General features: G+C 66.2%; 24 protein-coding genes. 10 read left to right on the forward strand and 14 right to left on the reverse strand.

Going from position 1 to position 26,028, the window contains the following annotated elements:
* The 6 genes from egtD to ACH0CP_RS05310 all read right to left on the reverse strand — a co-directional run bounded on the left by egtD (position 1) and on the right by ACH0CP_RS05310 (position 4,838).
* Entirely contained in the window at positions 1 to 978 is a 978-nt protein-coding gene (egtD, locus tag ACH0CP_RS05285) for an L-histidine N(alpha)-methyltransferase (protein WP_294444647.1), read from the reverse strand.
* A 37-nt stretch (positions 979 to 1,015) separates the two neighbouring features.
* Positions 1,016 to 2,266, reverse strand: coding sequence for an ergothioneine biosynthesis protein EgtB (egtB, locus tag ACH0CP_RS05290; protein ID WP_406888352.1), 1,251 nt, complete (start codon positions 2,264 to 2,266; stop codon positions 1,016 to 1,018).
* A gap of 60 nt (positions 2,267 to 2,326) precedes the next feature.
* Positions 2,327 to 2,884: a cob(I)yrinic acid a,c-diamide adenosyltransferase gene (locus tag ACH0CP_RS05295; RefSeq protein ID WP_294444645.1), complete on the reverse strand. Its 558-nt coding sequence runs from the start codon at positions 2,882 to 2,884 to the stop codon at positions 2,327 to 2,329.
* 3 nt (positions 2,885 to 2,887) lie between these two features.
* On the reverse strand, positions 2,888 to 3,124 hold the full coding sequence (locus ACH0CP_RS05300) for a twin transmembrane helix small protein (RefSeq protein ID WP_294444644.1): 237 nt from the start codon (positions 3,122 to 3,124) through the stop codon (positions 2,888 to 2,890).
* A 9-nt stretch (positions 3,125 to 3,133) separates the two neighbouring features.
* Positions 3,134 to 3,961: a tRNA glutamyl-Q(34) synthetase GluQRS gene (gene gluQRS / locus ACH0CP_RS05305; protein WP_294444643.1), complete on the reverse strand. Its 828-nt coding sequence runs from the start codon at positions 3,959 to 3,961 to the stop codon at positions 3,134 to 3,136.
* 85 nt (positions 3,962 to 4,046) lie between these two features.
* Entirely contained in the window at positions 4,047 to 4,838 is a 792-nt protein-coding gene (locus tag ACH0CP_RS05310; protein ID WP_294444642.1) for an enoyl-CoA hydratase/isomerase family protein, read from the reverse strand.
* 99 nt (positions 4,839 to 4,937) lie between these two features.
* Here ACH0CP_RS05310 and ACH0CP_RS05315 point away from each other — a divergent pair, with 99 nt between their 5' ends.
* Genes ACH0CP_RS05315 through ppc form a run of 3 tightly spaced genes read left to right on the forward strand, consistent with a single transcriptional unit; the run spans position 4,938 to position 8,693 of the window.
* Positions 4,938 to 5,507, forward strand: coding sequence for an HNH endonuclease (locus ACH0CP_RS05315; RefSeq protein ID WP_294444641.1), 570 nt, complete (start codon positions 4,938 to 4,940; stop codon positions 5,505 to 5,507).
* 22 nt (positions 5,508 to 5,529) lie between these two features.
* A complete protein-coding gene (locus ACH0CP_RS05320; protein ID WP_294444640.1) occupies positions 5,530 to 5,991 on the forward strand; it encodes an EF-hand domain-containing protein in 462 nt (153 codons plus the stop codon).
* A gap of 44 nt (positions 5,992 to 6,035) precedes the next feature.
* Positions 6,036 to 8,693 (forward strand): phosphoenolpyruvate carboxylase, encoded by a 2,658-nt coding sequence (gene ppc, locus ACH0CP_RS05325; protein ID WP_294444639.1) that lies wholly within the window; start codon positions 6,036 to 6,038, stop codon positions 8,691 to 8,693.
* Between the two features lie 13 nt (positions 8,694 to 8,706).
* Here ppc and ACH0CP_RS05330 read toward each other — a convergent pair whose 3' ends face one another.
* Positions 8,707 to 10,002, reverse strand: a complete 1,296-nt coding sequence (locus ACH0CP_RS05330) for a hemolysin family protein (RefSeq protein ID WP_294444638.1) — start codon at positions 10,000 to 10,002, stop codon at positions 8,707 to 8,709.
* A gap of 133 nt (positions 10,003 to 10,135) precedes the next feature.
* Between ACH0CP_RS05330 and ACH0CP_RS05335 the strand changes: the two genes are divergently transcribed.
* Positions 10,136 to 10,813 carry an OmpA family protein gene (locus ACH0CP_RS05335; RefSeq protein WP_294444637.1) on the forward strand — a complete coding sequence of 226 codons (678 nt, stop codon included), beginning with the start codon at positions 10,136 to 10,138 and terminating at the stop codon, positions 10,811 to 10,813.
* Positions 10,814 to 10,827: 14 nt separating this feature from the next.
* On the opposite strand, the gene ACH0CP_RS05340 is transcribed toward ACH0CP_RS05335, so the two are convergent.
* Together ACH0CP_RS05340 and ACH0CP_RS05345 are read right to left on the reverse strand one after the other, a co-directional pair.
* Positions 10,828 to 11,256, reverse strand: a complete 429-nt coding sequence (locus ACH0CP_RS05340) for a nucleoside deaminase (RefSeq protein WP_294444654.1) — start codon at positions 11,254 to 11,256, stop codon at positions 10,828 to 10,830.
* A gap of 76 nt (positions 11,257 to 11,332) precedes the next feature.
* Positions 11,333 to 11,578, reverse strand: coding sequence for a hypothetical protein (locus ACH0CP_RS05345; RefSeq protein WP_294444635.1), 246 nt, complete (start codon positions 11,576 to 11,578; stop codon positions 11,333 to 11,335).
* A gap of 138 nt (positions 11,579 to 11,716) precedes the next feature.
* On the opposite strand from ACH0CP_RS05345, the gene rpmB reads away from it, so the two are divergent.
* The gene (gene rpmB, locus ACH0CP_RS05350; RefSeq protein ID WP_406875832.1) at positions 11,717 to 12,016 is read left to right on the forward strand and encodes a 50S ribosomal protein L28; all 300 of its coding nucleotides are present in this window, start codon (positions 11,717 to 11,719) and stop codon (positions 12,014 to 12,016) included.
* 100 nt (positions 12,017 to 12,116) lie between these two features.
* On the opposite strand, the gene ACH0CP_RS05355 is transcribed toward rpmB, so the two are convergent.
* Positions 12,117 to 13,076: an esterase-like activity of phytase family protein gene (locus ACH0CP_RS05355; RefSeq protein ID WP_294445212.1), complete on the reverse strand. Its 960-nt coding sequence runs from the start codon at positions 13,074 to 13,076 to the stop codon at positions 12,117 to 12,119.
* Between the two features lie 134 nt (positions 13,077 to 13,210).
* Here ACH0CP_RS05355 and ACH0CP_RS05360 point away from each other — a divergent pair, with 134 nt between their 5' ends.
* From ACH0CP_RS05360 to ACH0CP_RS05380, 5 genes are all read left to right on the forward strand, one after another.
* Positions 13,211 to 13,573: a glycine zipper 2TM domain-containing protein gene (locus ACH0CP_RS05360; protein ID WP_294445211.1), complete on the forward strand. Its 363-nt coding sequence runs from the start codon at positions 13,211 to 13,213 to the stop codon at positions 13,571 to 13,573.
* Between the two features lie 400 nt (positions 13,574 to 13,973).
* Complete coding sequence (gene thrS / locus ACH0CP_RS05365) at positions 13,974 to 15,968, forward strand: threonine--tRNA ligase (protein ID WP_406875886.1); 1,995 nt, start codon at positions 13,974 to 13,976, stop codon at positions 15,966 to 15,968.
* Between the two features lie 207 nt (positions 15,969 to 16,175).
* Positions 16,176 to 18,917: a TonB-dependent receptor gene (locus ACH0CP_RS05370; RefSeq protein ID WP_294445188.1), complete on the forward strand. Its 2,742-nt coding sequence runs from the start codon at positions 16,176 to 16,178 to the stop codon at positions 18,915 to 18,917.
* Positions 18,918 to 19,046: 129 nt separating this feature from the next.
* Positions 19,047 to 19,580 (forward strand): translation initiation factor IF-3, encoded by a 534-nt coding sequence (gene infC / locus ACH0CP_RS05375; RefSeq protein WP_406875831.1) that lies wholly within the window; start codon positions 19,047 to 19,049, stop codon positions 19,578 to 19,580.
* A gap of 237 nt (positions 19,581 to 19,817) precedes the next feature.
* Complete coding sequence (locus ACH0CP_RS05380) at positions 19,818 to 22,583, forward strand: TonB-dependent receptor (protein ID WP_294444235.1); 2,766 nt, start codon at positions 19,818 to 19,820, stop codon at positions 22,581 to 22,583.
* A gap of 136 nt (positions 22,584 to 22,719) precedes the next feature.
* Here the strand turns inward: ACH0CP_RS05380 and pgeF are convergent, their stop codons facing one another.
* Genes pgeF through lgt form a run of 4 tightly spaced genes read right to left on the reverse strand, consistent with a single transcriptional unit; the run spans position 22,720 to position 25,972 of the window.
* Positions 22,720 to 23,481, reverse strand: a complete 762-nt coding sequence (gene pgeF, locus ACH0CP_RS05385; RefSeq protein ID WP_294444234.1) for a peptidoglycan editing factor PgeF — start codon at positions 23,479 to 23,481, stop codon at positions 22,720 to 22,722.
* Positions 23,478 to 23,993, reverse strand: coding sequence for a GNAT family N-acetyltransferase (locus tag ACH0CP_RS05390; RefSeq protein ID WP_294444233.1), 516 nt, complete (start codon positions 23,991 to 23,993; stop codon positions 23,478 to 23,480). Before ACH0CP_RS05390 ends, pgeF begins: the two co-directional genes overlap by 4 nt.
* Positions 23,990 to 25,042, reverse strand: a complete 1,053-nt coding sequence (locus ACH0CP_RS05395; RefSeq protein WP_294444232.1) for a class I SAM-dependent methyltransferase — start codon at positions 25,040 to 25,042, stop codon at positions 23,990 to 23,992. Before ACH0CP_RS05395 ends, ACH0CP_RS05390 begins: the two co-directional genes overlap by 4 nt.
* A 48-nt stretch (positions 25,043 to 25,090) precedes the next feature.
* The gene (gene lgt / locus ACH0CP_RS05400; protein WP_294444231.1) at positions 25,091 to 25,972 is read right to left on the reverse strand and encodes a prolipoprotein diacylglyceryl transferase; all 882 of its coding nucleotides are present in this window, start codon (positions 25,970 to 25,972) and stop codon (positions 25,091 to 25,093) included.
* Between the last annotated feature and the right edge of the window lie 56 nt (positions 25,973 to 26,028).

The following is a 26,028-nucleotide window of genomic DNA, read 5'->3' on the forward strand; positions in this document are numbered from 1 at the left end:
TCACGGGGCAGGGCGATCCGCTTGTGCTTCAGCGAGATAGACTGCGAACAGCCCTTCGGGATCGGTCCGTTCGGCGACCGGGGTCCAGCCCCCGGCGCGCAGCAGGATCTTTGCGTCCCGGGGCCCGTATTTGTGGCTGTTCTCGGTGTGGATCGTCTCGCCGGCCGCGATCGCGAAGTCCCGCCCGTCAACCGTGAAGGCAAGATCGCGCGTCGCCTCCAGATGCATTTCGATCCGGGCGCGATCGTCGTTCCAGATCGCGTGGTGGCGGAAGGCATCGAGCGGGATCGTGCCGTCAAGCTCGCGGTTGATCCGGCCGAGGAGGTTCATGTTGAACGCCGCGGTGACACCGGCGGCATCGTCATAGGCGCGCGTCAGCACGCCCTCGTCCTTGATCCGGTCCATGCCGATCAGAAGGTGCGCACCGATGCCGAGCGAGCCGCGCATCGCCCTGAGCAGGTCCACCGCGGCGCGCGGGATGAGGTTGCCGATCGTCGAACCCGGGAAGAAGCCGAGCTTGGGCACGGCGGCGATCGTCTTGGGCAAGGTGAGCGTGCGGGTGAAATCGGCCTCGAAGGGAAGCACGAACAGGCCCGGGTAGCGGCCGGACAGGGCGCGCGAGGATTCGCGCAGGAACTCGCCCGAGATGTCGATCGGCACATAGGCGCTGGGGCGGATCGCGTCGATCACCAGCGGCGTCTTGGTCGAGGAGCCGGAGCCGAACTCGACGAGAGCGGCGCCCTGCGGCAGGCGCTGCGCGAGATCGCCGCCAATGCGCGACAGGATGCCGGTTTCGGTGCGAGTGGGATAATATTCGGGAAGTGCGGTGATCTGCTCGAACAGCTCCGACCCGCGATGATCGTAGAACCAGCGCGCGGGGATGGCGCGCGGGCGGCGGGCAAGGCCGTCGAGCACGTCGGCGCGGAACTGCGGATCGGCGAGCGAGGCCTGGCCGTCCTCGATCTCTGGCTTCAGCATGTCGATCCTTTCCGGTGTGTGATGGGGCGGCGCGTGCTCATGCATCCTTCGCGAGGCGGACGCCGGTGAACTGCCAGCGCTGGTGGGGGTAGAAGAAGTTGCGATACGAGGCGCGCAGATGCCCGCGCGGCGTGGCGCAGGATCCGCCGCGCAGCACGAACTGCCCGCTCATGAACTTGCCGTTATATTCGCCCACCGCGCCCTCGGCGGCGACGAACCCGGGGTACGGGCGATAGGCGCTGCCGGTCCATTCCCACACATCGCCGAAGAAGGCGGGGCCGCGCTGGGCCGGGCGCGGCTCTGTGGCGCCGGCGACGTCGAGCTGGTTGCCGCTGGCAGGATCGTGGCCGGCGGCGGCTTCCCATTCGAACTCGGTCGGCAGGCGGGCGCCGGCCCAGCTGGCATAGGCGTCCGCCTCGTAGAAGCTGACATGCGTGACGGGGGCGGCAGGATCGACCGGGCGGCGGCCGTCGAGCCCGAAGCGGGTCCAGGCGCCGTCGCGCTCTTCCCAATAGAGCGGGGCGGTGATCCCTTCGCGCTGCACCCAGGCCCAGCCGTCCGCCAGCCACCATCGCGGAGTGCGATAACCGCCGTCGGCGATGAACGCCTGCCACTCGCCGTTGGTGACGGTGCGATCGGCGATCCGGTGGGGCGACAGAAGCGCACGGTGGCGCGGGCCTTCACAATCGAAGGCGAAGCCGGCGCCGGCGTGGCCGATCTCGACCACCTGTTCGTCCTGCTCGATCCAGTCGATCGGCCGGGGAACTTCGACGGGCACCTTGCGCTCGGGAAGCCAGAGGCTGGGCTCCAGTGGGTTTTCGGAGAAGAGGTGGAGGATATCGGTGACGAGCAGTTCCTGGTGCTGCTGCTCGTGATGGCAGCCGAGCTCCACCAAGGCGCGTGCCTCGCCACCAAGGGCGGGGAAGGCGACGATCATCGCGCGGTCCACCACGGCGCGATATTCCAGCACCTCCGCCAGCGTCGGCCGGGTGATCATGCCGCGACGCGCGCGGGCATGGCGGCGCCCCTCGGCCTCGTAATAGCTGTTGAACAGGAAGGGGAAGCGTTCGTCGTGCAGCCGGTAGCCCGGCGCGTGATCCCGCAGCACGAAGGTTTCGAAGAACCAGCTGGTGTGCGCGAGATGCCATTTGGCGGGGGAGGCATCGTCCATCGACTCGACGGTGGCATCGGCATCGCTGAGCGGGGCGACGAGCGCCTCGGTCAGCGCACGAACGCGGGAATAGCGGACCGCGAGGTCATCGGATTGCAGGGTCGGGCGTAACCGCATTCTGATCTCTCCCCCAGAATTCGGATACGCAGGTCAGGCGCAGTAACGCGCCCCACGGCGCTAGCGTGATCCCCCGGGTATCCAGAGAACGTCTCCGCCCCCCGTTTGGTTCACCGCACGGCACGCGACGAACAGGAAATCCGACAGTCGATTGAGATAGGTGAGCGCGGCCGGATTGACCGGTGCGTCGATCGCCACTGCGGCACGCTCCGCCCGGCGTGCGATCGCACGCGCAAGGTGAAGCGATGCGGCGGCACCGCCCGGCAGGATGAAGCTGCGCAGCGGTTCAAGGCGATCGTTCAGCTTGTCAATCTCGCGCTCCAGCCAGTCGACCTGCGCCGGGATCATCCGCAACACCATATCGGACGGGATGAAATCCTCGCCCGGCGTCGCGAGATCGGCGCCGAGATCGAACAGGTCGTTCTGGATTCGCGACAACGTTGAAATCACGGGGTGATCGCCAAGCGAGGCGATGGCGACGCCGATCGCGCTGTTCGCTTCGTCCACGTCCCCGATCGCGATCATCCGCGGATCGGCCTTGGAGACGCGGCTGCCATCGACCAGCCCGGTCGTGCCGTGGTCCCCCGTGCGTGTGTAGATCTTGTTGAGCTTGACCAACCGTCAGGTCCGCCCGGCGGCGAACAGCAGGACGACGACGACGAGGATCGCAAGCGCCTGGAACAGGATGCGCTGCTGCATCATCCGGTTGGACTTCAGCTGCAGCGCGCTTGGCCCCGAAGAGCCGACGCCGCGTGCTTCGTCACTGGCGCTCTGGAGAAAGCTGATGACGCCGCGTACCAGCGCGACGACTGTGGCGATCAGCGCCGCGATCAAAAGGATTACGAGGAACGTCTGCATCAGACCTATCTAGGATCTTGCGACATGATTTGAAACCCGCCCCGCGCGCAGATCGGCGGCAAGCGCGAGGCCGTCTACGCCGGCGGCACGCAGCGCGGCAAGGGCGGGCGCGCCATTGCGCTTGGCGAGGCGCTTTCCGTCCGGGCCGAGCAGCAGATCATGATGGTGGTAGGCAGGCGTCGGCAGTTCGAGCAACGCCTGGAGCAGGCGGTGAACATGCGTGGCGGCGAACAGATCGCGACCGCGCACCACGTCCGTCACACCCTGCCAAGCGTCGTCGACGGTGACGGCGAGATGGTAGCTGGCCGGTGCGTCCTTTCGCGCGAGCACCACGTCCCCCGCAGCGAGCGGATCGGCGACGACCATCTTGCCGTGGTCTTGCCACTTCAGCGGACCGGCACGCTCGACGGCGGCGGCCATGTCGATCCGCCAGCAATGTGGTTGTGCGGGATCACCCTCCCGACCCCGGCAGGTTCCGGGATAGCGCGGCTCGGCACCGTGCGGGGCGGAAAGGCTGGCGGCGGCAATCTCGGCGCGGGTGCAATAGCAGCGGTAAAGCAGCCCCATGTCGCGCAGCCGATTCAGGGCGGCGGCATAAGCGGGCAGCCGCTGCGACTGGAACACAATTTCGCCGTCCCAGCCAAGGCCGAGCCAGGCGAGATCCTCGATGATCGTCGCAACATGTTCGGGGCGGCTGCGCGTGCCGTCAATATCCTCGATCCGCAGCAGGAAGCGGCCGGCGCCGCCGCGTGCGCGATCGTGCGAGAGGATGGCGGACCATGCGTGGCCGAGGTGGAGCTGGCCGGTGGGAGAGGGGGCGAAGCGGGTAACGATCACGTCTGCCGATGTGCGAGGCGCAGGGCAGTGCGGCAAGCCCCCGCCGACGCCGCCCCGCCTCGCCTTGGACCGATCGTCGCGGGCCTCAGCGGCCGCTGAACACCGGCTCGCGCTTTTCCATGAAGGCGGCGACGCCTTCCTTGTGATCCTGCGTTCCCATCAGGTGCCGGATCGTCTCGATCGCCCAGCCGCCAAGCTCGCGTGGATCCCCATAAGCGGCGCGGCGCAGCCCTTCCTTCATGTAGCGAAGCGCGAGCGGCGGGTTCGACGCGATGCGCCCGGCGAGATCGCGGGCGCGGACCATCAGTTCGGCATGCGGCACCACTTCGCGCACCAACCCGATGCGCGCGGCCTCGGCCGCGTCGATCACGTCGCCGGTGAAAAGCAGTTCCGCGGCCTTGGCGGGGCCGACGATGGCAGGGAGACGGTAGAAGCCGCCGACATCGCAGACGAGGCCGCGCTTGATGAAGAGCTCGGCGAACTTCGCCTTGTCCGATGCGATGCGGATATCGGCGTAAAGCGCGAGTTCCATGCCCCAGCCGACGGCGGCGCCATTGACGGCGGCGATCACCGGCTTGTCGCATTCGAGCGCGGCAATGGCGGCGGGCGTCGGTTGATGACGAACGACCGGCGGCGCCTTGCGCTTCGCAAAGGCATCGGGGCCGGCCATGATCTCGCCCACGTCATCGCCGGAGCAGAAGGCGGGATCGGCGCCGGTGACGATGACGCAGCGTGCATCCTCGTCCGTGACCGCGCGGCGGAACGCGGCCTCGAGCCTGGCATAAGCATCCCAGTTCAAGGCGTTGCGGCGTTCGGGCCGATTGAGCGTGATCGTCGCGATATGGTCGGCGACTTCATAGGTGACGCTGTCGGTCATATATCCTCTCCCCTTGACCCGGTGATTCCCGGCCTGTCATCATGGCGTCATCGCTGGGCGCGATGCGCTGCGGCGACACAGTATCGAAGGGGAGCGCGCTTGTTCCATCCCGATCTGATCCGCCATCCGGACGCTTGTCCGACGCTGGTCCTCAACGCGGATTACACGCCGCTATCTTATTATCCGCTCAGCATCTGGCCGTGGCAGACCGCGGTCAAGGCAGTGTTTCTCGACCGTGTCGATATCGTCGCGCATTACGAGCGCGAGGTGCGCAGCCCGACGCAGACAATGAAGCTGCCATCGGTGATCGCGCTGAAGCAATATGTGCGTCCGTCGCAATTCCCGGCCTTCACCCGCTTCAACCTTTTCCTGCGCGATCGCTTTGCCTGCCAGTATTGCGGCACGCAGCAGCGTGAACTGACATTCGATCATGTCGTGCCGCGGGCGCAGGGCGGGCGGACGACGTGGGAAAACGTCGTCACCGCCTGTTCCCCGTGCAACCTCAAGAAGGGCGGACGCACGCCGAAGGAAGCGTCGATGCCGCTCCATATCGAGCCCATCCGACCGACCAGCTGGCAGCTGCAGGAACACGGCCGAAGCTATCCGCCACACTATCTTCATCAGACGTGGCACGATTGGCTTTATTGGGACGTTGAACTGGAAGCGTAAGGCTGGTTCTGGAGGATAATATATGCGGTCGTTGGTCGTGCTCGCTGGCGTCCTGCCGGTGCTGGCGGGGTGCGGCGGATCGGGGACATCGGCCGACGAGAATATGGCGGTGGATTACCGGCCGCCCACGGTGACTTCCCGGCTGGACTTTGGCGGGATGGTGGAGCGGCGCTTCCACCGCCTGGACGTCAATGCCGACGATCGTCTGACGCCGGACGAACTGCCGCCACGGCTGCGCGGCATCATGGCGCAGGCCGACACGGACGGCGACGGCAGCTTGAGCTCGCAGGAATGGGGCGCGTTCATGCTCGGCCGGTTCGACCAGCTGGATCTCAACAAGGACGGCTCGGTGACGAGTGAGGAGCGCGCCACAGCGATGGAGCGGATCGCGCCGCCGGGCGGAATATCGGTGCTTGGCAACAGCACCGACAATGCCGTCGTTCCCGTGCCCGATGCCGGCGCCGACAACGTCAGCGGCAACTGAGCGTGGGCGTTGACCGCGATCCTGTTGCAGCGCAGCATGACGACATGGCCGAGCTTCCGCCGATCAACAACAACCCCGACATCCGCTATCTGGGGCGCGTCCTCGGCGATGTGATCCGCGAACTTGGCGGCGAGCGGCTGTTCGCCGCGACCGAGGCGATCCGATCGGCATCGGTGGAGCGCCACCGCGACGGCGGCGCGCCGGTGGACCATCATCTCGACGCGCTGTCGCTCGACGAGACGCTCGATTTCGTGCGCGGCTTCATGCTGTTTTCGATGCTGGCGAACCTTGCCGAGGATCGCCAGGGCATCGCGGCGGAGGAAGGGGCGGATCTCGCCTCCGCACTGGAGCGCCTGTCGCGCGAGGGGATCGGCAAGGCGGACGTGCTTGCCCTGCTCGACCATGCGCTGATCGCGCCGGTGCTGACCGCACACCCCACCGAGGTGCGGCGCAAGAGCATGATCGACCACCGCAACCGCATCGCCGACCTGATGGCGCTGCGCGACAGCGGCGCGACCGAGACGCCGGAGGGCGACCTGATCGACGGGGCGATCGTGCGGCAGGTGGCGCTGTTGTGGCAGACGCGGATGCTTCGGCGCGAACGGCTGTATGTCACCGACGAGGTGGAGACGGCGCTGAGCTATTTGCGCGACGTGTTCCTGCCGGTGATCCCCGCGCTCTACCAGCGCTGGGACCGGGCGATGGGCAAGCGCGTGCCGAGCTTCCTGCGGCCGGGCAACTGGATCGGCGGCGACCGCGACGGCAATCCCTATGTGACGGCGGACTCGCTGCGTACCGCGCTCAGCAAGGCATCGGCCGGTGTGATCGGCTATTATCTCGAGCAGCTGCATGCGCTTGGCGCCGAACTGTCGATCTCGACCGATCATGCGCCGGTGGACGAGGCGGTGCTGGCGCTGGCCGCACGGAGCGGCGACGAGGCGGAGAGCCGGCGCGACGAGCCATACCGCCGCGCGCTGACCGGCATCTATGCGCGCACGGCAGCCACCTACAGCAAGCTGACCGGTGCGACGCCGCCACGGCCGAGCCGGCCGGCCGAGCCCTATGCCTCGCCCGATGAGCTGCGCGATGATCTTGCCACGATCGCGCATCCGTTGACCGACGGGCTGCGGGCGAGCGGCGGGGCGATCGAGCGGCTGATCCGCGCGGTTGAGGTATTCGGTTTTCACCTCGCGACGCTCGACCTTCGGCAGAACAGCGCGGTGCATGAGCGGGTGGTGGCCGAACTGCTCGCCACCGCCGGCGTGTGCGACGATTATGCGGCGCTGGACGAGGAGGAGCGGGTGGCGCTGCTCACCCGCGAATTGGCGACGGCACGCCCGCTGACCAGCCGATTCATCCATTATTCCGACGAGACGACATCCGAGCTGGCGATCGTCGCGGCGGCGGCCGATGCTCATGCGACATACGGGCCGGCGTGTATCCGGCAATATATCGTCTCGATGTGCAAATCGGTCAGCGACCTTCTCGAAGTGCATCTGCTGTTGAAGGAGGTTGGGCTGTACCGGCCGGGAGAGCCCGCCACCGCGGCCGTGATGGCAGTGCCGCTGTTCGAGACGATCGAGGATCTGGAAGCGGCGCCGGCGATCATGAAGGCGTGGTTCGCGCTGCCAGAAGTGGCGGCGATCGCCAAGGCGCGCGGCCACCAGGAAGTGATGATCGGCTATTCCGATTCGAACAAGGACGGCGGCTATCTCACCTCCACCTGGCAGCTGTCGAAGGCGTCGACCGCCTTGAAATCGGTGTTCGAGGCGGCCGGCGTCGGCATGCAGCTGTTCCACGGCCGCGGCGGCGCGGTGGGACGCGGCGGCGGATCATCCTTCGCGGCGATCCGCGCGCAGCCGCCCGGGACGGTGCAAGGGCGCATCCGGATCACGGAACAGGGCGAAGTGATCGCCGGCAAATACGGCACGCGGGAAACGGCGATCACGAACCTCGAGGCGATGACCTCGGCGACCCTGCTCGCCAGCCTTTCGCCGGCGCCGCTGTCGAATGCGGAAAGCGAGACCTTCTCGGCCGCGATCGATCGCCTCTCGGAAACGGCGTTCCACGCCTATCGCGATCTCGTGTACGGCACGGAGGGTTTTCGGACCTTCTTCCGCCAGATGACGCCGATCGCCGAAATCTCCGGCCTGAAGATCGGCAGCCGGCCGGCCAGTCGCACCAAATCGACGCGGATCGAGGATCTGCGCGCCATCCCTTGGGTGTTCAGCTGGGCCCAGTCCCGCGTGATGCTGCCGGGCTGGTATGGCGTCGGCCAGGCGATCGCGGGCTTCGAGGACAAGGGCCTGCTTGCCGAGATGGCCGAGGGGTGGCCCTTGTTCGCCGCGACGCTCGCCAACATGGAAATGGTGCTGGCGAAATCGGACATGGGGATCGCCGAGCGCTACGCGGGCCTTGTCGAGGACGAGAAGCTGGGCGCTCGCATCTTCGGGAGGATCCGCGACGACTGGCAGACGACGCATGACTGCCTGTTGCAGGTGACGGGCCAATCGCGGCTGCTGGAGAAACATCCGACGCTCGACGCCTCGATCCGGCTGCGCCTGCCTTATATCGAGCCGCTTAACCTGCTGCAGATCGAGCTGATGCGCCGCCACCGTGCGGGCGACGAAGATCCGCGGATCGGCGAGGGGATCCTCTTGTCGATCAACGCGATCGCGACGGGGCTGCGCAACTCCGGCTGAGCGGCGCTGCCGGTCAGTCCGCGCTGACCAGCAGCTTGTCGATGCGGCGGCCGTCAAGATCGACCACCTCGAACTTCCATCCCTGTTCGACGAAGCTCTCGCCTTCGTTGGGCAGATGCCGGAATACCGCAAGTGCAAGGCCCGCAACGGTGGCGTAGTCGCGATCCTCGGGCAGATCGATGCCTAGCCGTTCGGCCAGCGCATCGGCTGCCATCGTGCCGGCGACCAGCATCGAGCCGTCTTCCCGCTCGACCAGATTGGGTCCTTCACCCGGCTCCGCGTCCGAGGCGAACTCGCCGGCGATCGCCGCGAGCAGATCCGCCGGCGTGACGATGCCTTCGAAATGACCGTATTCGTCATGGATCAGCGCCATCGGCACGTCGGCGCGGCGAAGCGCGTCGAGCGCGTCCATTGCGTCGATCTGGTCCACCACGACGGGAGCCTTGCGGACGAGCTGCTTCAGATCGAGCGAATCGCCCTGAGCCAGCGTACGAGCGATGTCGCGCGCCTGCACGACGCCGATCACCGCATCGATCGATCCTTCGGCGACTGGCAGGCGGCTGTGCGCCGAGGCGAGGATCTTGGTGCGGATCATCGCATCGTCGAGCGAGGAATCGAGCCATTCCACCTCGGTCCGCGGCGTCATGACCTCGCGTACCGGGCGGTCCGCCAATCGCACCACGCCGGAGATGATCGAGCGCTCATGCTCCTCGATGATCCCCGAGCGTGAGGCTTCGGCGACGATGTGATGAATCTCCTCGGCCGTGACATGCTCTTCCGATTCGCGGTTGAGGCGCAGGAGGCGGAAGACGAGCGCGCTGGTCGCGTCGAGCAGCCACACTAGCGGCTTCGTGGCGACCGCCAGCCACGTCATCGGCAAGGCGATCCAAATCGCCACCGCCTCCGGCTTGCGCAACGCGAACTGCTTGGGAACGAGCTCGCCGATGATCAGCGAGGCATAGGTCGTGAGGCCAATGACGATCGCGAAGCCGAGGTTGGCCGCGATGTGCGCGGGCACGCCCAGCGCTTCCAGCCTTGCTGCGGTTGGCGTGCCGAGGCTAGCGCCCGAATAGGCGCCGGCTATGATGCCGATCAGCGTGATGCCGATCTGAACGGTGGAAAGGAACTTGCCGGGATCGGCGGCAAGGGCAAGAGCGGCACGGGCGCCGCGGTTGCCGCCACGGGCGATCGCCTCCAGACGAGCCTTGCGGGCGGAGACGATGGCGAGCTCACTCATCGCGAAAACACCATTCAGGGCGACAAGCGCCAGAATGATGAGGACGTCGATCCAGGGGAACGGCGGTAGCATGATGTGGCGCCCTCTTGGCGTGAATCGCCGGGTTCGACAACTGTCCGCGTCAGTTCCGGTTCAGGACGGGGGCGGAACAACCGGCACAATGCCCGGGTTCTTCGGGCGAGCCACGTGAAAGGGGACAATTCGAATGCGTATCAAAACTGCTCTGGTTTCGGCGATTGCCGGTGGCGCGCTGCTGGCGACGGCGGCCTGCACCACCGACCCGGAGACCGGACAGCAGCGGATTTCCAAGGCGGCGATCGGCGGCATCGGCGGCGCGCTGGGCGGCTATCTGCTGGGTGACCTCGTCGGCGGGCGGCGCGATCGGACCGAGAAGATCGTTGGCGCCGGCATCGGCGGCATCGCCGGCGCCGGTATCGGCGCCTACATGGACAAGCAGGAGCGCGACCTTCGCGCCCGCACCGCCGGCACCGACGTAGAAGTGATCCGCCAGGGTGACGACCTGCTGCTGAACATCCCGAGCGGGATCAACTTCGCCTATAATTCGGCAGCAGTGCAGCCGCAGTTCCAGCGCACGCTGGATCAGGTGGCGAGTGTGCTGAGCGAATATAACCGCACCTATGTCGACGTGTACGGCCATACCGATTCGACCGGCAGCGATTCGTACAACCAGGGCCTGTCGGAGCGTCGCGCGGCGGCGGTCGCCGATTATCTCTCCACCCGCGGTGTGCAAAGCGCCCGGATCGGCACCCGCGGCTTCGGCGAAACCCAGCCGATCGCGACGAACGAGACGGAGGAAGGCCGAGCAGCGAATCGCAGGGTCGAGATCAAGATCGTCCCGATCTCGCAGAACGAGGTCGGCTGAACGGCAGCGCGGGTTCAGCGCCGGTCGGCGAAGAACCCGCGCAGCAGGGCGGCCGATTCGCCATCACCGATCCCGGGATAGATTTCCGGCCGATGATGGCAGGTCGGTTGCGTGAAGAAGCGGGGCCCGTGCTCCACCGCGCCGCCCTTCGGATCGGCGGCGCCGTAATAGAGCCGGGCGATCCGCGCATGCGCGATCGCGCCGGCACACATTGCGCACGGCTCGAGGGTGACCCACAGATCGCAGTCCTCCAGCCGGTCCCGGCCGAGCGCCTGGGCTGCGGCGCGAATCGCCAGCATCTCGGCATGCGCCGTGGGGTCAGCGAGGCGGCGCGGCGCATTCGCCGCCGTGGCAACGACTTCTCCCCGGAACAGCACGAGCGCGCCAACCGGCACCTCGCCCGCGGCGGCAGCCTCGCGCGCGGCGTCCAGCGCAAGGCGCATGGGGGCGGGGAGCGGGAACATGGCTGCGCGCCGTAGCGCCGTCGGCGCCGCCTGGTCCAGCGGCGGCCTCAGCCGGTTACTGGGCCGGGACAGGGGTGGGCGCGTCGCCTGGCTTCTGCACCTGGATCTTGGGCACTTCGACAGTCTTCGTCTCCGTACCCACATCGATTCGGCCGACATCCGCCTTGAACTCCGGCGCCTGGCCGCCTTCCAGCCGCGGCAGCTGCGCCGTTTGCGTCTGATCAATATTGATAAAGCCGGTCGCCATGCCCGCCAGGATCACGAGAGCGGCAATACCGAGCAGGACGAGCAAGGCGCGCATGAAGTATCTCCAACCGATTCGCTGCCGGAACAACGCGCCTTGATCCAGCTAGGTTGCATCGCCTGTGCTTGACGCGCGACGCCCCGGGGGTTATCGGCGCCCACTTTCCGGGCCAACCCGAAACTCAGGATCTGAACCATGTCGCGCATCTGCGAGCTGACCGGCAAGGGCCGGCAGGTGGGGAACAATGTTTCCCACGCCAACAACAAGACCAAGCGTACGTTCCTGCCGAACCTGCAGAACGTGACGCTGATCTCCGATTCGCTCGAGAAGAGCGTGCGGCTGCGCGTGTCGACCCATGGTCTGCGCTCGGTGGAGCACAACGGCGGTCTCGACAACTGGCTGGTCAAGACCAGCGACGAGAAGCTGTCGCTGCGCGCCCGTCGCCTGAAGCGCGACGTTGTCAAGAAGCGCTCGGCGACCGCAACCGCCGCCTGATCCGCTTTTAAGGATCGCACGACATGAAGGCCTGCTGTCCTACGGGGTGGCGGGCTTTTCGTGTTGGTGGCGGTGAACTCGTCGCGTGCCTCGCCGGAGCTCAATCGCGCAGCCTGAACTTCATCAGATATGTGGGGCGCAGCGGCATCAAATCATTGTCGGTCACGATCCACACCATGGCCTGCCCGCCTTCCCTCGTGACGGCGATGCCTTCGCAATTCTCGCCCATGATCGGCGGTGCTAGGGTGGCGATCACGGTCCCCTTCGCGACGGCGCCCGGCCGGATCGCGGCGCGCGGGATTCGCAGCAGCTTGGCGGTGAAGGTGAACGGGTAGCGAAAGCGCCGGGTGAGGACGAGAAGATCGCCATTGGGCAATTCCGCGGCATCGCTGGGATCGTAACGCGCGGGCGGCTGGATCCGGAAGGCCTCGGCGTGAGTGCCCCTGGCGGTCGGGTCGCCGGAGAAGAGCAAAGCGTAGCGGGACGCCCGGTCCGGCTTGCGTTCCGCAATGGCGATGAACCGGCCATCGCGAAGCCGGACAAGTGATTCTGCACCTTGGTTTGCCACCCACCGCCGCATCCCCTTCGGCCAGGCGCGCGCTTCGGCACCACTGAAGCCTGGGGCGTAGCGCCAGATCTCGTTCTGGTTCTCGTAGCCGACCCACGCGCGACCGGTTGCCGGATCCAGCGTCAGCGATTCGCTGTCGCGATCCTTGCGCAGCCAGCCAGTCGCGGGGCCGGCCTTCAGGATATGACCGCTCGGAGATTCGATCATGCCGCGGCGGATGGCGAAGGCGGCGACGTTGCCGCCATCGGACAGCAGCATCGCGCGCCCATCGTGCAAGGCGATAGCGGAGAAGCCGCCGAAGGCCGGATCGCGGCTTGAAAGCGTGACCGCGCCGACCGGCTCCAGCGCGCCGATCCGCTTCGGCCAGCCGCCGGCGGGTACGTAAGGCGCCGCTGTTATCGCTGGTGCCTCACTGATCAGCGGCAGGCGTTCCTCCCCGCTGTAACGCGGCACGACGAGAAGGACGGCAAGGATAGAGAGGGGCCAGCGCACGAGGTGCCTTAGCCGCTTCAAGCCTGAACGAACGATAACGGGCGCATTCAGGGTTGGCTCAACGCGAATCGGACAAAAGGGCTTCAACGAGGCGGAATCGGGCCTCGAACGAGATACGAAACGGGAGACAGTCCATGTTCAAGAAGCTTTCCCTCGCTGGTGCCGCCCTAGCCATGAGCACTGTCGCGATGATCCCCGCCGAGGCTTCGGCGCAGCGTTATGGCGACCGCTATGAGCGCCAGTATCGCGGCTATGACAATCACCGCGGCTACCGTGGTTACAACAACTACCGCGGCAACGACCGTCGCTACTACCGCAACCAGCGCTGCAACAGCGGCACGACCGGCACCATCGTCGGCGCGATCGCGGGCGGCCTGCTGGGCCGCACGATCGACAACCGCGGTGACCGCACGCTCGGCACGGTGCTCGGCGGCGTCGGCGGCGCAGTTGCCGGCAACGCGATCGAGAAGTCGAACAACCCGCGTTACTGCCGCTGAGGCGGCGCGGGGCCCGGGGCTGGCTGCTGAAGCGGCCGCCCAGGCACCGCCGCGGACGAGATGGCCCCATCGGCCTGAGTATCCCTCGCGTAGTGTATGAGGGCGCGGGCCCGCTTTCGAAAGAAGGCGGGCCCGTTGTTTTTTGGCAGGTACTGCCCCGAGTTGTCGGGCTGGCGCGCCCACGCTATATTGCGCTCATGCCGCGCGACCGTGCCAGCACCACTACCACGACCCCGGGGTTCCGGGGGCGGCCCGCCACGCGCTGAGCGCGCGGCCGGCTAGCTCGCCCGGGAACGGGTGGGCCGGCGTCCTCCACTTCGTTCCTGCCACGTCGGACGCCCTTTTCGCGCGGGGCCGCCTCGCCTAAGCGCAATGGCATTGCAGGAAACCGACCATGAACATGCTTTCGATCACGCTTCCGGACGGCTCGGTACGCGAGGTGCCGCCGGGTTCGACGCCCGCGGACATTGCCGCCGCCATCGGCCCGGGCCTCGCCAAGGCCGCGATCGCCGCGCGTGTCGACGGCGAGTTGCGCGACATCAACCGCCCCTTCGAACGTGACGCCCAGCTCGCGCTGGTGACGAACCGCGACGAGGCGGACGCGCTGGAACTGGCGCGGCATGATTACGCGCACGTGCTGGCGGAGGCGGTGCAGGAGCTGTTCCCCGGCACGCAGATCACCTTTGGCCCCTCGACCGACGACGGCTTCTATTACGACTTCGCCGCGCCGGCCGACCACGGCCCGTTCACGGAGGAGGACCTTCCGCTGATCGAGGAGCGGATGCGCAAGATCATAGCCGCGGACAAGCCGCTGCGCCGCGAGGTGTGGACGCGCGAGCAACTGATCGAGCGGTGGACGCAGCAGGGCGAGACGTTCAAGGCCGAATGGGCGGCCGAGCTTCCCGATGACGAAGAACTGACGGTCTATTGGTCGGGTGGCGACTGGCTCGACATGTGCCGCGGCCCGCACCTTGCCTCCACCGGCAAGCTCGATCCGCAGGCGTTCAAGCTGACGCGCGTATCGGGCGCCTATTGGCGCGGCGACCAGAAGAACGCGATGCTGAGCCGCATCTACGGCACGGGCTGGCTGAACAAGAAGCAGCTCGATGCGCATCTGCACATGCTGGAGGAGGCGGCGAAGCGCGATCATCGCAAGATCGGGCAGGAGATGGACCTGTTCCACCTCCAGTCCGAGGCGCATGGCAGCGTCTTCTGGCATCCCAAGGGCTATATGATCTGGCGGCAGCTGGAGGCGTATATGCGCCGCCGGCTGGATGCCGGCGGCTATGAGGAAGTAAAGACGCCGCAGGTGATGGACGCGCGGCAGTGGGAGCGCTCCGGCCACTGGGGCAAGTATCGCGAGAACATGTTCGTCATCCCGGACGAAGTGCCGAATGTGTCCGACGAGGGCGCTTTGGTTTCGCCGGATGCGGACTGGATGGCGCTGAAGCCGATGAATTGCCCGGCACACGTGCTGATCTTCCGCCAGGGCATCAAATCGTACCGCGACTTGCCGATCCGCATGGCCGAGTTCGGCTGCTGCCACCGCAACGAGCCGCATGGCGCGCTGCATGGCATCATGCGCGTGCGCCAGTTCACGCAGGACGACGCGCATATCTTCGTGCGCGAGGACCAGCTGGTCGACGAGGTCGCCAAGTTCATCGACCTGCTCGACAGCGTGTACCATGACCTGGGCTTCACGGATTATGCGGTGAAGCTGGCGCTGCGCCCCGAGAAGCGCTTCGGCGACGATGCGATGTGGGACAAGTCCGAGGACGAGCTGCGCCGCGCCGTCATGGCGTCGAACCTGCCGCAGACGATCAAGGACGGGTTCGAGGAGCTGGAGGGCGAGGGCGCCTTCTACGCGCCCAAGCTGGAATTCCACCTGACTGACGCGATCGGGCGGACCTGGCAGGTCGGCACGATCCAGTCGGACCGCGTGCTGCCGGAGCGGCTCGACGCCAGCTACATCGGTGAGGATGGCGAACGTCATCGTCCCGTGATGCTGCACCGCGCGATCCTGGGGACGTTCGAGCGGTTCCTGGGCATCCTGATCGAGCATCACGCAGGCCGCTTCCCGCTGTGGCTGTCGCCGGTGCAGGCGGTGGTGGCGACGATCGTGTCCGAAGCCGACGATTATGCCCACGTGGTACGTGATCGGCTGGCGGCAGCCGGGCTGCGCGTCGAGACGGATCTTCGCAACGAGAAGATCAACTACAAGGTGCGCGAGCACAGCCTGGCGAAGGTGCCGGCTTTGCTGGTCGTCGGCAAGCGCGAGGCGGAGGAAGGCACCGTTGCCGTTCGCCGGCTGGGCAGCCAGGGGCAGGAGATCGTCTCGCTCGATGAGATCGTGGCGCGGCTGGTGAAGGAAGCGACGCCGCCTGATCTTGCCTGAGGCAAGGGCGCAAGTAGACGTGGGGCGGCAGGCAATTGTCGTTCCGCGACTGCTCTCGGCATTCTCGGCGCGAATACTGTGGCGCGAATGACGCACTTCGTTACGAACACGAAACCTGACGTGGCTGTCAGCTAGAGCTGGCGCGCGATTATCCCTAGGGGCGCATCTAATGCGGCCGAAAAGGCCGTTTCCTGGGGAGGATTCTTGATGCGCGCCACGTTTCTGATTTCTTGTCTTGTCTCGACTGCATCGATCGCGCTGGCGGCGCCTGCGCTTGCGCAGGACGGTGCCACGCCCGTCACCGACCAGTCGCAGGCTGAGACGGCAAGCAACGCCGGCGACATCGTCGTGACCGCGACCCGTCGTTCCGAGGCGCTGTCGGATGTGCCGATCGCGATCTCGGCCGTCTCGGGGGAGACGCTGCAGAATACCGGCGCGACCGACGTGCGTGCGCTGAACCAGGTGGCGCCTTCGCTGCTCGTCTCGGGCGCGACAAGCGAGGTGAACTTCACCGCGCGTATTCGCGGCATCGGCACGGTGGGTGAGAATGCCGGCCTCGAAAGCTCGGTCGGCCTGTTCATCGACGGCGTGTATCGCAGCCGTACGGGCGTTGGTCTGTCGGAGCTCGGCGATATCGAGCGCGTCGAGGTGCTGCGCGGCCCGCAGGGAACGCTGTTCGGACGCAACTCCACCGCAGGCCTTATCAATATCGTGACCAAGGGGCCGGAGCTCGGCCGCTTCATGGCCAAGGGTGCGCTGACCTACGGCAATTACGATTTCTGGCGCGTGGACGGCGCGGTCAACGCCCCGATCGGCCAGGACGCCGCGTTCCGGCTGGACGGCGTGTGGCAGCAGCGCGACGGCTATATCAAGGCGCTGACACCGGGCGAGCCGGACATGAACGACCGCGATCGCTGGCTGCTGCGCGGGCAGTTCGCCTATGAGCCGACGGATGCGCTGTCGGTCCGGCTGATCGGTGATTATTCCAAGCGCGACGAGAATTGCTGCGCCGGCGTGCTGCTCGGCCCGGTGCGCGGTCTGACGCGCCAGCCGGACGGTTCAGTCGCTTACGGGCCGAACTCGCTGTTCGGCCTCGTCCAGGCATTGGGTGCCAATTACCCGACTCTCTCGGGCGACCAGCGTTTCGTGCTCGGCACGCCGACGTCGCCGGGCGTACGCTACACCTCGGATAGTGAGGACTGGGGCGTGTCGGGCGAGGTCAATTACGACTTCGGCGGCGCCACGCTGACGTCGATCACCGCGTATCGCGACTATAAGAACAAGCAGGGGCAGGACGGCGACTTCAGCGCGCTCGACATTCTTGATCGCCAGAATCTCGACCGTCGTTTCCGCCTGTTCAGCCAGGAGCTGCGCTTGCAGGGCGAGGCGCTGGACGGCAGGCTCGACTGGCTCGTCGGTGCTTACTACTCGACCGAGAAGCTCGATGTCGTCGACGACATCCGCTACGGCCGTGACTATACCCGATTTGCCAATTGTCTTGCCGCAGCCTCGCTCGCCGGCGCAGGCGTCGGGGCGGTCAATCCGGCGCTGCCGACCTGCACCACCGCGCCGGCTGCGGCCTTCCCCGGGTTCAACGCGATTGCTGCCGCGCTCGGTGCTTCGCCGCTCAACGGCACTGGCGCGAACGGTAATGCTTTTCGCCAGGACGCGGAGAATTACGCCTTCTTCACGCACAACACGCTCGACATCGTCGAGGACGTGCTGAAGCTGACCGTCGGTGTGCGTTACACCCACGAGGCGAAGGACCTGTCCGGCGACACGCGTGCCAACAACACCTTGTGCCCGGCGATCGTCAATTCGCCGCTGCAGAGCTTCGCGTCGCTCGCCTGCGTCATCAACGGCGCCGCGATCGACATTCCCAAGGGCTCGCCCGGCTCCAAGTTCCGTGACGGCGAGTGGACCGGCACGGCGGTGCTGTCGTTCAAGCCGATCGATTCGCTGCTGATCTACGGCTCGGCGTCGAAGGGCTACAAGGCGGGTGGCTTCAATCTTGACTTCTCAGCGCTTGACCGCGCCTGTTCGGCCACTGCGGGAAGCGCGGCGCAGAATGCGGCCTGCGTTGGCCTGCGCGCTCTGCCGGCCAACACGCAGGGCAACGGCCGGCCGGAAGTGTCCGACCTCGCGTTCCAGAGCGAGAAGGTGTGGGCGTATGAAGTCGGCGCCAAGTGGAACGGGCCGGGCGTCGATATCAACCTCGCCGCCTTCTACCAGGAATACACCGACTACCAGCTCAACACCTATAACGGTGTGAACTTCGAGGTGACCAACATCCAGGCGTGCAAGGACGAACTGGGCGGGACCGATCGCGACAATTCCGCGACGAGCGGCCGCTGCGCGCCCGACCGCCTGCGCCCCGGTGTCGTTTCGAAAGGCTTCGAGCTCGAGACGTTCCTGCGGCCGCACCGCGACGTCTCGGTCAACATGGCGCTGACCTACACCGATTCCTACTATCGACGGAACCTGGTCGGCACCGGCGGACGTCCGCTGTCGCCCGTGCTGTTCCAGCTGCCGGGCGACCGCGTGTCGAACTCCTCGCAATATTCGGCGACCGCGGGTGTCAGCTGGACACCGGATATCGGCAACAGCGGCATGTCCGCGCTGTTCTATCTCGATACGCGCCTGCAGAGCGACACCAACACGGGCTCCGACCTTGATCCGGAAAAGGTGCAGGACGGCTTCGTCGTGGTGAACGGCCGCGTCGGCATCTATGGCGAGGGCAAGCGCTGGGGCTTGGAATTCTGGGCGCAGAACATCTTCAACGAGCGCTATTTCCAGATCGGGGCAGACATGCCGCTGCAGGGCAGCGGGAACCTTGGCACAGTGACGGCACCAGTGGCGGCGGGCTTCCCGGCGACCGCGAACCAGCTGTTCGTCGGCTTCCCCGGCGAGCCGCGGATGTACGGGGTGACGCTGCGCGGCAGCTTCTGAGAACCGTCACTCTTGGGCAACGGCCGTCGCTCCATTGGAGCGGCGGCCGTTTCGCATCTTTCGGAATGCGAACCGAAGCCCTATATTGGGCCTGATATATCAACAGGAGAATCAACTATACGTCCGCCAATGATGCGCCGGCCGATGCAGGCGCCGCCGATGAACGGGCCGCGATTCAACGAATGGATCCAGAGCCCCAAGGTCCGCGTGATCGATCACGAGGGCGAGAATCTCGGCGTGATGTACACCCGCGAAGCGATGGAGCAGGCCAAGGAGCTTGGGCTCGATCTCGTCGAGGTGTCGCCGAACGCCGATCCGCCGGTGGCCAAGTTCCTCGATGTCGGCAAGTTCAAGTACGAGGCGCAGAAGAAGGCGAACCTCGCCCGCAAGAGCCAGAAGACGCAGGAGATCAAAGAGATCAAGATGCGTCCCAACATCGACGATCACGACTACGACACCAAGATGAAGAAGGTGGAGGAGTTCATCGGCGACGGCGACAAGGTGAAGGTGACGATGCGCTTCCGCGGCCGTGAGCTGAGCCATGGCCAGCTTGGCATGGCGGTGCTCCAGCGCGTTGCCGAGCAGGTGGCAGAAGTGGCGAAGGTGGAAGCCTACCCGCGCATGGAAGGCCGCCAGATGCTGATGGTGCTCGCGCCGAAATAATTTCCGTAGCTTCAAGCGAAATCGAGGCCGCTCCTGGCTCAGGGGCGGTCTTTTTCGTGTCTGCCGTAGCGTCAACTGACATAGCGGATAGGGACCATTGCGGACCAATCGTGGCATCCGGGCGACAGCCACATTCGAAAAGTAACTTTTGGAACAAAAAAATCTATGTGCGGCTCTCGGTGGCGCTAAAGGCACGGCTCCAAACCCAATCTTCAAAAAAGAAAATCGGAGAGCCCGATGCGTCGCGTAGCCTCGCTTTTGTCCAGTGCTGTTTTCTTCGCCGCCCTGCCCGCGCTTGCCCAGGAGCAGCCGAGCCAGGACCCCGCCGCAGCAGGCTCGGTCGCACAGCCGCAGCAGGCACCCGCCAGCGACACCGACCTTGGCGCCAATGAGCTTGGTGCCGGCGACATCGTCGTCACCGCAACCCGTCGCGCCGAGCGCCTTGCCGACGTGCCGATCGCGGTTTCCGCCGTCAGCCAGGCCGCGCTGCAGAACTCAGGCGCGAACGACATTCGCGGCCTGACGCAGCTTGCCCCGTCGCTTCAGGTGTCCTCCACCGGCAGCGAGGCGAACGCCACGGCCCGCGTTCGCGGCATCGGCACCGTGGGCGACAACCCCGGCCTCGAAAGCTCGGTCGCGGTGTTCATCGATGGCGTCTATCGCAGCCGTACCGGTTCGGGCCTGAACGATATCGGCGAGATCGACCGGATCGAAGTGCTGCGCGGGCCGCAGGGCACGCTGTCAGGCCGCAATGCCTCGGCCGGCGCGATCAACATCTACACCAAGATGCCGTCCAACGACTTCGGGGGCTATCTCGAGGGCACGTACGGCAATTACGACAATATCCGCCTTGCGGGTGCGGTGACCGGCCCGATCGTGAAGGACGTGCTGTCATTCCGCGTCGACGGCGTGTTCAACAAGCGTGACGGCTTCCTCGACGATGTCGTCAACAACACGGATTACAACGATCGCAATCGCTGGTTCGTGCGGGGCCAGCTGCTGTTCGAACCGACCAGCGACCTGACCGTCCGCCTGCTGGGTGACTACACCTGGCGCGACGAGAAGTGCTGCGGCGCCGTGTACGTCGACACCAGCGAGAAGCTGGATCCGACGCCGGGCTTCCCGGGCGACTATACGACCAACCCGAACGGCAACCGTATCGTCGACATCCTGCGCAGCCTGGGCGGCGTGCTGCCGAGCGCAGGTGATCCGTACAACCGCAAGATCGCCAACACGCTTGGCCGCGCCTATTCCAACGTGACGAAGGATTACGGCGGGTCGATGCAGATCGACTATAACTTCGGCAATGTCGCGCTGACGTCGATCACCGCCTACCGCGAATACAAGTCGGGCAATGCGTCCGATATCGACTATGGCAATGTCGACATCGGCTATCGCGCCGACGACGGCCGTGCGTTCCGCCAGTTCCACACCTTCACCCAGGAAGTGCGCCTGCAGGGCTCGCTGTTCGAGGATCGCCTCGACTGGCTCGTCGGCGGCTACTACTCGAACGAGGATCTGGTGGTTGGCGACAACCTGCAGTTCGGTTCGCAGTATGGCGCGTTCGCATCGTGCCGCATCGTTGCTTCAGTCAGCCCGGCGGCAGCGCTGCGCGATCCGACCGCGCCGGGCTGCCTCAGCCCGCTCGGCACGGCGACGATTAACGGTGCCTTCGCTGCAGCCCCTGGCGTTGGCCCGGCGCTGATCAATGGCCTGCGCACGCTGTCGACGCTGAACAACCTGGGCGATCGTAACGCGCGTTACTACCAAGACAGCGAGAATTATGCGTTCTTCACGCATAACATCTTCAAGCTGACCGACACGCTGTCGATCACCGCCGGCCTGCGCTGGACGCATGAGGCGAAGGACTTCCACGCCAATTTCGACAACACCAACACGGTCTGCCCGCAGCTGCAGCAGAGCCTTGGCCCGCTCCTCGCCAGCCCGGCGACCGCAGCGCTTGCCGGTGGCATCATCACGCTGGGCTGCACCGGCAACTCGTCGGTGGCGCTGAATGGCCTCGACCTGCGTGACGGGTTCAGCGAGAGCGAGTTCACGGGCACGGGCGTGGTGTCGTGGAAGCCGACGCGCGACCTGATGGTCTATGCGAGCTACTCGCGCGGCTACAAGGCGGGCGGCTACAACCTCGATCGTTCGGACCTGGGCAGCGCGCTGACCCCGCGCCGCTCGAGCGATGTGACCAACCTGCGCTTCGATCCGGAGCTGGTGAACAGCTACGAAGCGGGTATCAAGTATTCGACCCGCAAGTTCACCGCCAACCTGACGGTCTTCCGTTCGGACTTCGAGAACTTCCAGCTGAACACGTTCAACGGCACCAACTATGTCGTGCAGAACATCGGTTCGTGCGCCAACAGCCTGAACGGTGCGGACCAGGACGGTTCGGCACTGACCGGCGTCTGCAACGGCGACGTGAAGCCGGGCGTGCGCAGCCAGGGCGTCGAGCTGGAACTGGGCTTCTACCCGGCACGCAACTTCGCGGTGAACCTTGGCTACACGCTGGCCGACACCAAGTTCCGACGCGACCTCGTCGGCTCGGCATCGGGTGAGGCGCTGGATCCGGCGCTCTTCCTGCTCGCCGGCAGCCAGATGTCGAACGCGCCGCGTAACGTCGTGACGGGCTCGGTCAGCTGGACGCCGGACATCGGCAGCTCGGGCCTGACCGCGCTGTTCTATGTCGATGGCCGCATGACCAGTGACTACAACACCGGTTCGGACCTGTTCTACGAGAAGCGCCAGGATGGCTTCTTCCTCGCCAACGCACGCGTCGGCCTGCGCGGGCCGGACCAGAACTGGGCGATCGAAGGCTGGGTGCAGAACCTGTTCGACGTGAACTACCAGCAGGTCGCGTTCAACTCGCCGTTCCAGGGTGCTGGCAGCGTCGCGCAGACGATCCGCCTGGGCACCTCGCCGTCGAACCAGCTGTTCGAGGCGTTCCTCGGCGATCCGCGTACTTACGGCATCACGCTGCGCAAGCGCTTCTGATCGGCAGCGCAAGGGGGTGCCGCGCGGCGCCCCCGGTGGCACAGCAATAGGGACACGACTTCGCCACCCCGAAGCTGCTTCGGGGTGGCGTTTTCTTGTCAGTCCTTGGTCAACTCAGCGGGGCTGGCGAGGCCGTTCAGAGGAGGCCGATGATGGCGATCTGTCGGCCGTATCCCGGCTCGCCGCGGTGGGTCGCGCGGCGGTAGCTGTAGAAGCGAGCTTCGTCGGCATAGGTGTCGAAGCCGAGCGCCTCGATCCGGCGCACCCCGGCGAGCGCCAGGCGCTGCATCACGTATCCTTCGAGATCGAACTGAGCGTGGCCATCGCGCGCATCGGCGAAGAACCGCTCGTTGGAAGGATCGTCTTCCTCGAAACGCCGGCGAAAGGCGGCGTCCACTTCGTAGCTGGTGCGCGCGATGCATGGGCCGATTGCGGCCGCGATCCGGTCGCGCCGCGCCCCCAGCGCCTCCATTGCGGCGATCGTCGCGTCGGTGACCCCGCCGATCGCGCCCTTCCATCCGGCATGGGCGGCGCCGACCACGCCTGCCTCCGCATCCGCCAGAAGCACCGGCGCACAATCGGCCGTGAGCACGCCGAGCGCCAGGCCGGGACGGTTGGTGACCAGCGCGTCGGCGCGTGGGCGCTCCGCCAGCGGGGCGGACACGGTGACACAATCCGCAGAGTGGATCTGATAGCAGGTGACGAGTGCGCCGCCCGGCAAGACGGCCTCAGTCGCGCGGCGCCGGTTTTCTTCGACGGCGGCGGGATCATCTTCCGAGCCGATGCCGACGTTGAGGCCAGCCATCGCGCCCTGTGACACGCCGCCCTGCCGCCCCAGGAAGCCATGCGGCACGCCCGACAGCGCCGCCGCGCGGATCGGTTGAACCGCGCCGCTCACAGCGCAAGCCGCATGATCATGTCGCGATCGATCTGGCTGCCGGTCTTGAAGGCATAGTCGCCGACATGGATGAAGCCATGCTTCTCGTAGAAGGCGCGGGCGCGCAGATTCTCCTCCCACACCGTCAGGACCAGTGCCGTGGCACCTCGGCGGCGGGCCGTATCAGCGGCCCATCCGAGCAGCGTGGCGGCCACGCCGCTGCCATGCTCCGCCGGATCGACATAGAGCTGGTGGAGATGGACCGTCTCGTCCGTCGGGATCTCTCCATCGAAGAAGGTCGGGCCAAGCTTGCAATAGCCAACCACTGCCCCCTGTTTCAACGCGATCTGAAAGTCATAGGCGGGATCGGCGAGGTGGCGGCGGAGCAGGCCTTTTTCGCCATAAGCGTTCGCAACATAAGCATCGATGTCCGCCTTGGGTGCGGAATGGGCGAAGGTTGCCAGCCATACGCGGCGCGCCATGGCGTCAAGGGCGGCGCCGTCCGTGCTGACCGCATTGCGATAGTCGATCATGCGAATCCTGCTGGTTCGGGCCATTCCGGGTGGCGCGTCGCCAGAACCTTGAATAGCGTGCCCATGTCATTGACCAGCCGGTCGCGATCGGGCGCCACCTTCGGCCCGAGTGCGGCGGCGCGGGCGTCGATCCCAAGCGCGGTGAGGAACGCGCCCTGACCGACAGGGCCGGACACCTTCGCCCCGCTTGCGGTGCCAACCAGGCCAAGCGTTGCGAAATCGACGTGCGCCGTGAGATCCCGCTCCCCCGGTTCCTCGAACGGATTGGCAAAGCCATGATGGCGCACTGCCTGCAACGTCTCTCCGAGCGCTGGACCCTCGTAGCCATAATCGATCGCGAGCAAGGCGCCGCCCTGCGCCACGATCCGGGCCGCGAGGACACGCGTGATCCCGACGCTGGCGGGCGACGTCTCGATGATCGCGCCGATCGGCGCCTCGACGAGATGGGGAGGGATGATGCTGTCTGGTACTTGCGCGCCCGCGATCGGCAGGAACAGCGTGTCCTGGCAGGCGACGATCCGTTCGTGCCAGCCCGCGCGGCCGCGGATGAGCTGGCGGATAGGGAGTGCGTCAAAGAATTCGTTTGCGATGACGATCAGCGGGCGATCTGTCGGGAGATCCTCGACATCGTCGTGCCATGTGGCGTCCGCCACCCGCTTGGCCTGTTCGCCGCGCAGCACCGGGCTCGTCTCGACAAAATGGACCGGCGGACGCAACCCCGCCTTGGCGGCGGCACGGAGCGCGTCGGCAGTCAGTGTCCCCCGGCCGGGTCCGAGTTCCACCCAATGGATCTCGGGGCGGCCGGTGCGATCCCACAGGTCCGCCGCCCACAGGCCGATCAGCTCGCCAAACATCTGGCTGATCTCCGGGGCGGTGGTGAAGTCGCCGCCGGCGCCCAGCGGGTCGCGGGTCGCGTAATAATGCGCGTTCGCGGCGGCCATATACTGGCTGACCGGGATCGGCCCGCCAAGCGTGATCGCGCGCGCCAAGCGATCGGGAAGGCTGCCCTCAGTGCTGTCGGCGGGGGGGTGTGATGGCTGCTCTGTCATCACGCGCGGCATGCCCCTGCCGCGCGCGCGCCGCAAGCGGGGCGCCGCTCAGGCGACGCTTTCAGGCCCAGCGATCGGCTCCACCCGCTGCCGCCGCGCCTTCGCCGTCGCGATGAGGTACAGTCCGCCAGCGATCATCGGCAGACACAGGATCTGCCCCATGTGAATCGTGGTGGCGAAGAAGGTGCCGGCGAATTGCGAATCCGGTTCGCGGAAGAATTCGACGAAGAAGCGCGCCAGGCCATAGCCGACGAGGAAGATGCCGACGAGCTTGCCCGGCTCGTACCGCGCCTTGGTGCGCCAGAAGAAATACCAGAGGATCGCGAACAGCACGATGCCTTCCAGCCCCGCTTCGTACAGCTGACTGGGATGGCGAGCAGGCTCGGCAAAGCCCGCGGGCACGGTGCGCTCGAACACGATGCCCCATGCCACGTCCGTTGGCTTCCCCCACAATTCGCCGTTCACGAAGTTCGCCAGTCGGCCGAAGAACAGGCCGAAAGGCACGACACAGGCGACGTAATCGTGGATTCGCAGCCAGTTCAGCCCATTCTTGCGTGCGAACAGGATGATCGCGAGGCTGGTGCCGATCACCCCGCCGTGGAAGCTCATGCCGCCATCCCACAAACGCAGGATGCGCAGCGGATGGAGGATCATTTCCGGGGCGTAGAACAGCACATAGCCGATTCGTCCGCCAAGGATGATGCCGAGCGTCGCGTAGAATACGAGATCGTCGGCATGGCGCCGGGCCATCGGTGCGCCGGGCTGATCGAGCAGCTTCAGCAGATACCACCAGCCGACGACGATGCCCGCGATATAGGCAAGGCTGTACCAGCGAAGCGTGAAGAAGCCGATCGAGAAGACATCTGGGTGGAGCCCCAGGTCCGCGAACCGGATGTGGCCACCGGCGGCGGCAAGCAATGGCAGGATCAAGGCTTTCCCCTCTGGCGTCCTGCCTCCATAAAGGGGCGGGCGATCAACACCAAGCC

It is taken from the genome of Sphingomonas sp. 179-I 2A4 NHS (assembly GCF_045369135.1).
Lineage (GTDB): Bacteria > Pseudomonadota > Alphaproteobacteria > Sphingomonadales > Sphingomonadaceae > Sphingomonas.